Origin of the sequence: Weissella confusa, assembly GCA_041871065.1 — a bacterium.
Lineage (GTDB): Bacteria > Bacillota > Bacilli > Lactobacillales > Lactobacillaceae > Weissella > Weissella confusa_A.
This window is the reverse complement of record CP168942.1, coordinates 1,504,615-1,517,412: the sequence shown is the minus strand read 5'-3', so window position 1 is coordinate 1,517,412 and position 12,798 is coordinate 1,504,615. Positions and strand designations below refer to the sequence as shown.

At 43.4% G+C, this 12,798-nt stretch carries 11 protein-coding genes and 1 pseudogene; 11 read left to right on the top strand and 1 reads right to left on the bottom strand.

What is annotated here, in order from left to right; genetic code table 11:
• Nucleotides 1-20: 20 nt before the first annotated feature.
• The 10 genes from ACAW68_07320 (at nt 21) to ACAW68_07275 (ending at nt 10,877) form a co-directional block, all read left to right on the top strand.
• Entirely contained in the window at nt 21-374 is a 354-nt protein-coding gene (locus ACAW68_07320) for a hypothetical protein (GenBank protein XGA15286.1), read from the top strand.
• A gap of 89 nt (nt 375-463) precedes the next feature.
• On the top strand, nt 464-595 hold the full coding sequence (locus ACAW68_07315; GenBank protein XGA15285.1) for a hypothetical protein: 132 nt from the start codon (nt 464-466) through the stop codon (nt 593-595).
• A 13-nt stretch (nt 596-608) separates the two neighbouring features.
• Entirely contained in the window at nt 609-3,173 is a 2,565-nt protein-coding gene (locus ACAW68_07310) for a phage tail tape measure protein (GenBank protein ID XGA15284.1), read from the top strand.
• 1 nt (nt 3,174) lies between these two features.
• Nucleotides 3,175-3,900, top strand: a complete 726-nt coding sequence (locus ACAW68_07305; protein ID XGA15283.1) for a hypothetical protein — start codon at nt 3,175-3,177, stop codon at nt 3,898-3,900.
• Nucleotides 3,897-8,615: a phage tail spike protein gene (locus ACAW68_07300; protein ID XGA15282.1), complete on the top strand. Its 4,719-nt coding sequence runs from the start codon at nt 3,897-3,899 to the stop codon at nt 8,613-8,615. Before ACAW68_07305 ends, ACAW68_07300 begins: the two co-directional genes overlap by 4 nt.
• Before the next feature lie 18 nt (nt 8,616-8,633).
• On the top strand, nt 8,634-8,798 hold the full coding sequence (locus ACAW68_07295) for a hypothetical protein (GenBank protein ID XGA15281.1): 165 nt from the start codon (nt 8,634-8,636) through the stop codon (nt 8,796-8,798).
• A complete protein-coding gene (locus tag ACAW68_07290) occupies nt 8,788-9,066 on the top strand; it encodes a hypothetical protein (protein ID XGA15280.1) in 279 nt (92 codons plus the stop codon). Before ACAW68_07295 ends, ACAW68_07290 begins: the two co-directional genes overlap by 11 nt.
• A gap of 12 nt (nt 9,067-9,078) precedes the next feature.
• Nucleotides 9,079-9,318, top strand: a complete 240-nt coding sequence (locus ACAW68_07285; protein ID XGA15279.1) for a hypothetical protein — start codon at nt 9,079-9,081, stop codon at nt 9,316-9,318.
• On the top strand, nt 9,311-9,631 hold the full coding sequence (locus ACAW68_07280) for a phage holin, LLH family (protein ID XGA15278.1): 321 nt from the start codon (nt 9,311-9,313) through the stop codon (nt 9,629-9,631). Before ACAW68_07285 ends, ACAW68_07280 begins: the two co-directional genes overlap by 8 nt.
• Nucleotides 9,624-10,877, top strand: a complete 1,254-nt coding sequence (locus tag ACAW68_07275) for a GH25 family lysozyme (protein ID XGA15277.1) — start codon at nt 9,624-9,626, stop codon at nt 10,875-10,877. Before ACAW68_07280 ends, ACAW68_07275 begins: the two co-directional genes overlap by 8 nt.
• Nucleotides 10,878-10,942: 65 nt before the next feature.
• On the opposite strand, the gene ACAW68_07270 is transcribed toward ACAW68_07275, so the two are convergent.
• Nucleotides 10,943-11,290: a hypothetical protein gene (locus ACAW68_07270; GenBank protein XGA15276.1), complete on the bottom strand. Its 348-nt coding sequence runs from the start codon at nt 11,288-11,290 to the stop codon at nt 10,943-10,945.
• 714 nt (nt 11,291-12,004) lie between these two features.
• On the opposite strand from ACAW68_07270, the pseudogene ACAW68_07265 reads away from it, so the two are divergent.
• Nucleotides 12,005-12,798, top strand: a pseudogene (locus ACAW68_07265) (SPFH domain-containing protein).

Here is a 12,798-nt window from a genome sequence, read left to right as displayed (position 1 = left end):
AATAGAAATGGAGCAATGACATGCAAAAGGCAATCACTATTGGAAATAAGGAAATAACGTTAGTTTCATCCGGTGCTACACCAATCTTTTATCGCAATGAATTTGGACGTGATTTCTTTGATGATTTTGGAAAGTTCTTGGAGCTGGCTCAACAGGCGGCTAGTGCTGAAACGGACGCAGAAAAGGCTGGCGTTTTGTTCAACAAGGACATCACATTAGTACAAGATATGGCCTACATTTACGCCAAGAATGCAGATGTTAACATTGCGCCATATGACAAGTGGTTTGAAGGATTTGAAGTCTTCCCAATTTTCGACATTTTGGAAGATATTGTCGAGATTGCTATGACCTCAATTTCGACAAAAAAAGCCTAAAGGACGAGTACGAAACCGACGATGTATTTGATGATGAAAGCTACTTATACATTGCTAAAAAATCGGGCTTGTCCTGGGAAGAGTTACGCATGATGGACTTAGGTCAGGTAATGGACTACATCGTTGAATACGCAAACTCTGAAACAAAAGCTAATGAACGCGCTAAGTCTAATGAATCACCTGTCAAAAAGGCGAACCAAGCTGATTTCGATACGTTCTAGAAAGGAGATATAGATGGCGGGAAGTCGAATTAAAGGTATCACGATTGACATTGACGGTAATACTACCGGATTGCAGTCGAGTTTAAAGGACGTCAACTCACAAACCAGTAAGACAAGCGCAGAATTGCGTGACGTAAATAAGTTGTTGAAGCTAGACCCTGGTAATGTTGAATTAGTTGCACAAAAACAAAAGCTATTGAGCAATGCAGTTCAAACTACGTCTCAAAAGCTTGATCAATTGAAGTCGGCACAATCACAAGTGGAGGCACAATTCAAAGCTGGTGATATTGGTGAAGAACAATATCGTGGTTTTCAACGTGAAGTACAAGCTACTGAAGCACAATTGGGTCGCTTGAAGAATGGTTTGCAAGACACTACGAACTATCTTGAAGGTAGCGGTGATGCTGCCGCACAAGCAGAAGCTGGTTTCAAGCAAGCTAAATCAGGTATGGATGAGCTTAATGATACTGCTGAAAACATCAAAAATATGGGCTTAGCAGATGCCTTGGGCCAAGTTGGTGATAAGGCGGCTGAAATTGGTGGCGACATCCTTAATACTGGTATGGATTTTGCCAACGCACAAAGCTTGATGCAGAATTCAATGGGATTGACCAAGTCGCAAGCTGACCAGGCAACTCAATCAGTTCACGGCGTGTTTAACAGCGGATTAGTTGAAGATGTAAACGAAGCTAGTGAAGCTGTCATGACGGTCAAGAACTCATTTCAAGACTTAAACGGTCAAGACTTGACGAATCTAACTAACCAGTTAGTAGCTATTGCAAAGCACGGTGGTGTTGACATTAAGGACGCCACCAACGCTGCTTCACAAGCAATGAAGGGATTTGAAATTAGTGGTCAAGAGGCCACTGATGTTGTGGCTAAAGGTCTGCAAGACGGACTGAACAAGAATGATGACTTCTTGGACACGGTCAATGAGTATGCACCAACATTCCAAGACGCTGGGATGAGCGCTGGAAACATGCTTAATGTGTTGAACGCAGGTATGCAAAACGGAGCCTTTAACACTGACAAGGTCGCTGATGCGGTTAAGGAATTCCAACTTCGTTTGACGTCAGGACAGCTTGACGAACCAATGAAACAGTTTGGGCAAGCTACGCAGGACGTTTTCCAAAAGTTTAAGGACGGACAAGCGACATCAGCTGAAGTCATGGCTGCCGTTGGTAAAGACTTGAAGGGAATGCCGGCCGACCAAGCTAAAGCAGCTGTTCAAGGTTTGGGAACACAATTCGAAGATTTGGGTCAAGGTGCTTCGGCCGCATTGCTTGAAGCCGCAACCGGAACCGAAAAGGTGAACGGTGCTGCTGATAAAATGGCCAAAAAAACACCTGGTGAAAAAATGCAAGCGTCAATCAATCAATTGAAAGATGCACTTGCGAACTTGGTTTCTCAGTTAGCACCAGTAATTGATTTTATTTCACAACTAGTAACGTCAATTGCTAATGCGCCAGGGCCTATTCAAGCGATTATTGGTGTTATCGGGGCTGTGTTAGCGGTGCTAGCTATTTTGATGCCAGTAATTACTACAATCGCAACAGTTGTCGGTGCGTTTGGTGCCGGTGTATTGCTGCCAATTGTCGGTATTATCGCTGGTGTTATTGCAGCTATTTCGGCGATTGTGATTGCCATCCAGAATTGGGGCGCGATTGTTGAGTGGCTGGATACAGTTTGGGCAAAAATCAAGGTTGCCATTAATTATGCAATTTTTGAAATTCAAAATACGATTACGACTGTGTTTACAGCGATTGGGTCGTTCTTTTCTGGGTTGTGGGCAGGCATTCAAAATGTATTTTCTACTGTCTGGAACGCAATTAGTTCAACTGTGTCCGGCGTCGCTAATGCAATTAGTTCAACGATATCGAACGTATTTAACGCCATCTCATCAACGATTAGAAATATCATTAATGGTATTCGTTCAAATATTTCTAGTGTATGGAACGGTATTTCATCAACGACTAGTTCAGTTTGGAATGGCATTCGTTCTGCGATCAGCCATATTGTTAATGGCATTAGAAGCACTATATCAAACGTTCTGAATAGTCTTGGCGGTATTGCGTCGGGGGCTTTTAATGGCGTTCGTAATGCAGCTTCTAACGTTCTGAATGGTGCGTTGAATGTGGTTAGGGACATTATTAGTAGGATCAAGGGGCTGTTTAACTTCAGTTTGAAGTTCCCTTCAATCTCATTCCCACACATTCCACTACCACACTTTAGTTTGTCCGGATCATTTAACCCATTGAAAGGACAAATTCCAAAAATTGGCGTTAACTGGTATGCCAAGGGTGGTATTTTTACTAAGCCAACTTTGTTCGCTGCCAATGGTGGCTATAACGGTGTTGGTGAAGCTGGCCCTGAAGCAGCATTGCCTTTGAACGACAAAACACTTGGTGGTATTGGTAAAGGTATTGTTGATGCGCTTGGTGGTGAGATGGGTGGTACTCAAATTGTCATCCAAGTTAACGCAGACACAACACCAGCAACAATTAATAAGATTAGGGATGCAGTAATGGACGGTATTACACGTTCACAAGCTGCAAAGGCCCGTGTAACAGGAGCATAAGATGAACAAGGGAAGTTTTACAATTGGACAGTTGAATAGTGAGGACATCCAAGCGGTTATTACCAGCTTCCCAGAAATCACTATTCCTGAACGCAAACACACATTGAACACTAGTCCGGTCGGTATTGATCGGGCTATTTTGTTTGACGATAACGCTTATGAAAACCGCACAATTAAGTTCACGGTGGGATTTAAGCCGAGTCCAAGTGTCGGACAACATATCGTAAAATTCTTGGCAGCGCTAGATACTGGCAAGTATGTTGATTTGCGATTGTATTCAGATGAGAACTACACGTATCAGGTCGTTCGCACTGGTGAAGCTGAGGTGACACGTAAAGGTATCAACTCAACATATCGTGAAGTAGCTGTGACGTTGAGTGCGGCGCCATATAAGTACGTCTATCCTGCACCAACTGGCACGATTGGAACAACGCAGACAACATTGACCAACCCGACGCTTTCACCCGCTAAGCCATACATCAAGATTACCGGTAGCGGTGCTATCAATCTGACGATTAACGGCACAGTTTATAAGTTCACTGGTGTAAGTGGCTCAATCGAGCTAGACAGCGCTATGCAGAACGTGTGGCGTGTAGACAGTGGTGTAATGGTCAACGAAAACGCGAAAATGGCAATTGGGCCATTCCCAATGTTGAAACCAGGGCCTAATACGGTGAAGTTGAGTGCAGGTACAGCAACTATTGAGATGAGATGGAGGACGCTATGACACCGATTCTATATTCAAGTGATGAAATTGATTTTTTGAATAACGGCTTGGGTCAACTGGGGGACTTGTACGACGTCGATATTCATGAACAGCGAAACGGATTGCTTAACTTAACGGCATATTATCCAGTGAACGGTCAACATTACGCCGATATCAGTGAAGGTAATATTATCCTTGCTAAGCCGTCACCATTGGACGATAATCACGCGTTTCGCATTGTTTCGGTAGCGTTGGATATCACTGGCTATGCGGTGATGATTGAAGCTGATTCAATCACATATGATTTAACGAATAATCTATCGAAGACAATTCACATGTTAGGCGATGGTCAGGCAGCAATGACAGCCATTCAAAAATCAACGTTGCATCCGCACATTTTCACTTTCTACTCAGACATCACACACACAAGCGAGTCTCAACTTCGATACGTTAACCCGATGGAGGCAATAGCTGGAACTCAAGGTTCATTCTTGCAAATTTGGGGCGGTGAATTAAAGCGTGAAAATCGTCGTGTTGCGATGTTCAATCGACGCGGACGTGACAATGTTGCGACGTTCCGTTTGGGTAAAAATATTGCCGGATTGAAGTACACGGTTGATGTGTCCAACTTGACGACTGAAATCGTTCCGACGGTAACCGTTAACTCAACTGATGTTTCACGAACAATCGAGGGCGCAACAGTTCAAAGTTCACGAATGGGTAACTATCCACTCGTTTATTCGAAGATGGTTGATGTATCACAAGACGTTAAAGTTGACGAAGGCGACACTGACGACCAAATCAAGGCGAGGATTAATGCGTTTGCTGCGGACTGGTTTGTTAAGTCGGCTAATACTGGAAAAGATTTGCCAGAAGTCACGGTTGAGGTTGAAGTAGAAAGCCTACAAGATAGTGCAGATTATGCCGACAAGTTCGCAAAGTTAGAAACAATCGGCCTTACTGATACCGTGACAGTTTATGTGCCTGAATTTGGTGTTAACGTAACAGCAATTGTTAACGAACTGCACTATGATCCGGTGGCAGAACGTGTTACCAAGCTATCAATTGGAACAGCTAAGGTAAGCTGGGCAGATAGTAACAAGAACGCGTTGAACGACTTGCAAGATAAAGTGACGGAGGTCAAGGAGCAAGCCAATCAAGCTATTGTCAGTGCAAACGGAAAAAGCAAAAATCATTATGGGCGTGATGCGCCGGAACATCCACAAGAAGGTGATACGTGGTTCTGGAATGATGGTGAAAATTCGGGCGTTAAAGTATGGGTCAATGGCAAGTGGGTGGACAGCGTAGATACCCAAACAAACGAGAGGATTGACCATGCTGTCGATAGTGCAGTAAACGAAGCAACATCACATGCCGATTCATTGAATTTGATGCAAGCTTCAATTGCTAATTCAATATCTGCAAGCGCTGCAGCTGCATTGGCTAGCGCTTCAACTGCACGCTCAATCTTGGCGTCTAACGCGTCAAGCATGGCGAACAGTGCAGCGGCTAAGGGTTCATCTGCGGCTAATAGTGCGTACACAGCCGCTATGTCCGGTGCCGCTGCTGCAGTGAATGCATTGAGCTCGAACGTTGGCGTCAAGATTACGTCAACTTCTGACTCGTTGAACGGCAAGCTTGCTACTGCAATTACATCAGCTGACGTGACTGCAAGTAGTTATGCGACGGTAGCCCGAAATGAAGCCGTTGCAACGGCCTCGCAAAACGCAACGGCTATTACTAGCCTTGCAATTTCTAATTTTGGCTCACAGGTTGCATCCGCGTACGTGAAGAACACGACGTTCAACCAGACGGCGAGTGCTATTCAACTGGCAGCTACGCAATTGCAGACACAAGTTAATGCAATGGGGCAGGTCAATCAGTTGTTTAATACTGAGTTTAGCCCTGATTTACAAGGCTGGTTTGATGGTGGGTCAATTGAAAGTACAACTTCATTCACTGATGGTAATGAACCAAGCACCAGCTGGATGATTGCAGGAGGTAAGTATAACGGAAGCTCAGTTTTGCGAAAGCAAGTTAATTCGACATCAACTAATGCTATCCATACTAGTTTAATTCCGGTTGGTCCTCAAACGCCCATTACAGCATCTATCTGGCAATACAGTTCGAGCGACTTTAATGGTATGGTAACTGGTGCTATCTATCTGAAGTATTACGATTCGAACAAACACTATATCGGACGTTCAAACTTTGATTCCGGAAGGTGGCTTACTTGGCAACGATTGGTAGCGAATGTGACGACACCAGCCAATACAGCGTACATCTCGTTCAACATTTATATGAATGGAAATTCAGGCACTAACTACTATGCTCAACCAATGCTAGTATTTGCAAATAAAGTGGGCGATTATGTCCCTGGAAATTATAATAACAACGCACGAGTATCGTCACTGGAGTTAGACGTTGACGGCATCACAGGAGTTGTTAACGATCCTAGTAAGGGACTGAGCGCGACGTGGAACTTGGCTAATAACGGACAGACAATAGCTATTCAGGCAAGTAATGCGGCAACAACCGCGTTGACCACCGCCCAGGGCGTTCAAACTACCGTTGCAAACTTCCAGCTTGGGACGCAAAATTATATCGTTGATGGTGGCTTCGAGACGGGTAACGGACACGGCCTTACACCAATTACGCAGACCGCAACTTATCCGCAGCCGTTCGGTGATTACATGGGACGTGTTTATGATGGTACATCCGCTTCAGGTGCAGACATAATCAGCTACTTTACGCTTCCAAAGCCGGTAACCATTAAAGCCGGCGAAAAATGGACGATGAGTTATTACTACGCCACGGCTACTGCTGCGATGGGACAAGCTTCTGATTACGCGTATGGAGATGATGGACAACCCGTGTATGGTGTGATGATGGAGCACGCCAACCACGTTACAACTGGAGGCCAACAAGTTTGGCAACGGTACACAAAAACGTTCACTTTGACAGTCGACAAAACGATTACAAAGCTACGATTTGGTTTCATAAAAAATTCGGCTGCAGGTGGCTGGAAAGTTATTGATAATATCCAGCTTGAACGAGGAAATGTGGTATCTGATTGGCACACAGCGCCTGAAGACACTGATAATGCCATTCAATCAGTTCGAACACAATTAGCAGATCAAATTAATGATGAGATTGATAACAGAAAAACCGGTGACAATTCTGTTAGACAGCAAATGACGGATTTGATTAGTCAGCGAATAACATCAGTCACAGACGGATACCAATCATCGTTGCTTCAAATAAGTAATGCGCTGTTAGCTCAGATTTCATCATTAAATTTGTTGAATAATTCACAGTTCGAGGTCGTTAACGGAACATTACCGGGCTGGCACGTAGATACCCCTTGGGGCGCTACGGTTAAGGTTGGGGCTGGAAAATCAAACAATGTCAGTGTTAATGGGCCAAACCCAGATGGAACTATGAGTTTAATTCACGATTATGGTGGGAATTCATCATCTTGGTTATACTCTGATCCAATACCTACGATGCCTAACTCAACGTATAGTGGTTCATTTGAACTGGTAGAAGGTGACGGTTGGGCAACTTCATCGCAAGTATCGTTTGCAAGATATATTCGTTATTACACCAGCGACCATGTATTGATCAGTTCGGATGCAACTAATTACTTTGGTGGCTCGATAGGCGGAGCTTGGCCACAATATTCATTCACGGTTAAGACACCCGCGAATGCAGCGTACGTTTCATTTGGTATGGGTTGGAATGGTGGTAAGGTTTCATTCCGCCATCTGTCTATGTACAGTGGTTCAAAAGATTATGGATACATGCCCGGTTCGAAGTCTAGTAATCAAACAGTTTTGCAATTGTTCCAAGATAATTGGGCAATCGGTATAAAAGATAATGCTGGTAATTTAATTAACGGAATTAACGGCGACCCTTCAGGAATGACAATTGCCGCCAAGAAATTAACGGTATCAGCGGACACGACGTTCTTAGGAAACAACTGGCTGAATGGCGCTGTCATCAAGGACGCGTCAATCGGCGGCGCACAGATAGCCAAGGCTTCGATTACGGATGCTAACATTCTTAACCTTGACGTTAATAAACTTTCAGGTAACGTTGCGAACTTTATACGAACCTATTGGGATGGACGTTATGGATCGACTTCAATTGACTCTGAAGGCATGACCGTTAGCGCAGGTTTGGCAACCACTGTTTTTGACAAAGACGGAATGAAGTTTGATAAGTCAAACCGTTCGATTGGTCGAATTGGTGTTAATGACCTATATCAGGATAATTCTAAGAAAGGACTTTATTTCGGACTTGAATCAACTGGTGATTTCATGGCTTGGGGGGCGCAGAATTACGCAGGAAACCCATATGATACCAAGTTAAGTTGGTACAGAGTTGGTTCGGTTCCGTCTAATCTACCCGGAACGATTGAAGGGTTTAATTTCCAAGATAACGTGTTGTTCAACCAGCCATTAGAAATGAGAGGGGGTATTAAAATTCAAGGGACAGACGACAGATTGCTTGTAAGGGCATCGAATTTAAACGGAGGAAGTTATCCAACTTTCGGTGGTCCTTCTGCTTATTTTGTTTATGCAGGTTCCGACATTTATTTGTCGTCAAACGGAACAGCTATCAACCTTACAAAGATTGCTAAAGCTTTTGGTGGTATCAGAACAGCAGCTATACCAACCGGATTCAATAGCAACGGAACGGCTACTGGTTGGTATAACGTTGATATGGGTTAGAATTTAGGAGGAAAAGAAATGGATCAAAATCAACAAATTATTCAAACATTGGGTTTGGAAGTCGCGACACGCGCGATTGAGAATGCCGAATTGAAAGCACAGGTAGCCCTGTTGCAAGTTGAAGTGCAAAATTTACATGAACAATTAGCGGAACACACGGAGGATCAACAAGATGAAGATTAACGTACGAACTACATTCGATGCAGAGCTTTTTGCTGAAAAGGTTGACAATGATGGGAACAAGCAAAACGTGGTATATGCAACATTTAACGGCAATATCAATTCTGATGGAATGCCACAAGTGAGTTACTATATCCCTGATAATTATGTTGCTGTATATAAGGAAAACATCGCAGAATTTCGTAAGCAATGGACGGAGTTCCAAGATTTCGTATTTAAAAAGGCTGATGAGGCAACGCCTTCATTGAATGCAGCTGCAACGGAAGCATAACGGGGTTGAACTATGCAATTACCACATGACCTAGTCAGCTGGCTGTCCGTCATTGGTTCGTTTCTAACGGGATTAGGATTTATCATCAAGTTCACGTTCGTACGCTCATTTGACAAACTTTCTAATGACATTAGGGATTTAACGGCTAAACTAGGACATCAAGATGATCGTCTTGATAAGCATGAGCTTCATCTCGTAAAGCACGACGAGCAAATTAAAACCTTATTTGAAAAGGAGCGATACCATGAATAACTTAATCGAGTTGCTAAAAGCGCTGTGGGAAATTGGAATCCTGCCAGCGCTTTTAATTTTGGCCATTGGTTGGCTATCAGCACGATTTGCCCGCAATAAGCGGTTAACAAATTTGCTTGGTATTGCAGAAGCTGTGGTTAAGTGGGCTGAGGTGACCTTTGACGGTGGCCAAACCCAAAAAGCACAAGCAATCAAGTCGATTACAGATTATCTGATGAAGGCTGACAAGGCTCATTTGTTCACTGCTAAGCAGATTGATGAAGCAATTGAATGGGCTGTTAAAAAGATGAATGAGGTGGAAACACATGAATAAATTGCTACAAGGCGCTTTGGTTTCGACTGGAGCGCTTTTAATTATGGGCTCAGTACCATCAGTACATGCTGCCAAAGGCGACCAGGGTGTTGATTGGTCAATCTACCAAGGTTCACAAGGTAAGTTTGGATATGGCCATGATAAGTTTGCCATCGCTCAAATTGGTGGTTATCACGGGTATATCTATGATCAATCTACTTATGCCACGCAAGTGCAATATGCAGTCGCCCAGGGCAAGCGTGCACACACGTATGTGTGGTGGCAGGACATTACAGACTATGCCACAGCTGATGCGGTGCTTGATTACTTCTTACCAAAGGTACAAACGCCAAAGGGGTCAATCGTTGCGCTTGATGTTGAGAGTGGAGGACAGAATACCGACGTAATCATGCATGCCTTGCAACGCATCAAGGACGCTGGTTACACACCAATGGTTTACGGATATAAGAACTACTTGCAAGATTCAACTGATTTGCAACGTATCGCTAATTCGTACGCATTGTGGTTGGCCGAGTATCCTGATTACAACGTTACGCCAACGCCAAACTACAATTACTTTCCTTCGTTTGACAACGTGCAATTGTTCCAATTCACGGCATCATACATTGATGGTGGATTGGATGGTGATATTGACCTGACTGGTATCACTGATAATGGATACAAGAACGGTAATCCTAGCAAGCCAAACACGGACACGCCAGCTGTGGTTGCCGGTAAGGAAGCTGATAACACTCCAAAGTCAGATATTGCAGCGGGAATGACCGTAAAGGTTAACTTCAGCGCAACACACTATGCGACTGGTGAAACTATCCCAGACTTCATTAAGGGTGTACCACACAAGGTGTTAGAAGTTGATGGTGACCGCGTGTTGCTTGATGACATCTATTCATGGGTAAACAAGAAAAATGTCGAAATCTTGGACGCAAACACGCAAGATGACTCGGCAGAGTTTAACGGTGTATTCGTACTAGATAGTTGGCAATACGAGTTGGGTGGTGTGTACGTTCGAAACAATGATATGGCTATTCCAGTAGCAGATTATCACAACGATATGCCGGCTGTATCAGTAACGTTGACCGACCGTCATGGCAACCCATTGGCGGATCAAAACGGTCTTGGTAACAACGGTGTTCCCGAATACTTCACTTTGAATGGACGATACAAGGTATTGCAACGTGTTGTATCATCAATTGAAGTAGAGATGAATGGTGAGTCGGTCTGGTTGAAGGCTGCATACGCTGAATAAGTAAATAGATAAAGCCCGTCTGGACTATGTACAAAAGGTACTTAATCCGGACGGGCTTTTTTATGTTATTTACTTGGAACGTCCCATTTCCAGTCATGTTCAACTGCATGCCAGTTACCTGTAGCTGCAGAAGGTCCAATCTTGCCAGCAAGCTCAATCCAGACCTTTACATCATATAAGGTTGGACGCGTCATAGCTTTAGCGGTTGCTTCGGTATATTCTTCCCATGTTAGGTCAGCATCAACAAGCAATGGCTCTACAATCTCACGGTGCAGATTGATATATGCCTGTCGTTCAGAGAAACCATTGTCGATTAGCTCGTTGAACTTTCCTACATATAAAATACGGTCATCTTCAGTTTCTGATGCCAAAAATTGGAGGACTCTTTCTGTCCAATGTGTTAATTTAGTCATGTAAGTTTCTCCTTATAACATTAAGTTAAAATTAATTATACAGTACACAACAAAAATTGAAAATGTAGCACAATTTGTAGCACTCACCAAAAACACATAAACAGATAAATGAAAATACAACGTCTGATTTTATTAGCTACAAAACCAATAATCACCCAATCTTTGTCTTGTTTTACGCTGTTTGTCTGTCGGCTACAAGCTGCATTTTCTAATTAATTTAAAATGGACCAACTTGCGACACTGAAACAGATGCGCAAGTTGGCCCACATATAAAATAAGCCCGTCTGGACTAGGTACGATGTACTTAATCTGGACGGGCTTTTTTGTATTGAAATTGATATTCAATATGGTGCCGTATATAATAAAGACATATCAAGTCCCCGGGCAATTTTGTTCGGGCTTTTTTTATGGTCACTTTGGTCACTCTTTGGTCACTCGCCAATAATTCGCGGGCATATATCGCACAGATATAGCCAAAACAAGGCGTTTTATGCACGATATTTGAGTGATATTTGTCAGTTTCCTTCCTATATAAGTTCTCAAAGTAATTTGAGAGTTCAGTTTTGGACTTCTTAAAAGAGCTGATCCATTTGGGTCAGCTCTTTTTTCATATCTTAAAAATGTTTGGCAACCTCTGTTCAGAGTCTGCTATTTCCGGTAAACTGTTTATTGGAACTAAAAAAATATCTTTTTTAAGATAATATCGGGGGATATATGGGTAAGCAGATTAAGGTTATTGCATGGGCAGTTGTGGTGGTATTGCTAGTTGTTGTTGGTGGGTTCAAGTTTTTTGAACGTGTTGATAACGGTAACGTCGGTATTCGTTATGCCATTTCAGGGGGTGTGCGTTGTCACAAGGAATTCGCTTTGTTGGGTTGGATTATGTGACACAATATCCAATTAAGACACAATCTATCAAGCAAAAGGTTGCGGTTGCCACTTCTGATGGAAAGAAGACGGATGTGAAGATTAGCTATTCATACCACGTAGATCCATCTAAGGCGGTTTCAATCTATAAGAAGTTTGGTTCAGCTAACATTCACACAATTGAAACTGGCTGGTTGGCACAAAAGTTGCAAAAGGCAGCTCGTGAGTCAATGGCACAATTCACGTTGTTGGAAGTCGTCGGAACGGATTCAACTAAGGCACAAGCAGGTATCTTGAAAGGCTTCCAAAAGTCTGCGGAACCTTATGGCTTTGTGATTGAAGATTTGTCATTCGGAACGCCATCAATTGATGAGCAAACGCAAAAGTCAATTGATGACATTATCAAGGCTGGCCAAGACAACAAGAAGGCTGAACTGGAAGCCAAGACGAAGGAAACGCAAGCTAAGGCGGAAGCGGATGCTAAGATTACAGCTGCGAACGCTGAAGCTGAAGCAAACAATAAGATTAACGCGTCAATCAACGACCAAACGATTGCTTACATGGAGGCACAAACCCGCTTGAAGCACGGCTGGGTCACGGTTCAAACGAACGATGCAATGGTTGATGCCACAGGTAACTAA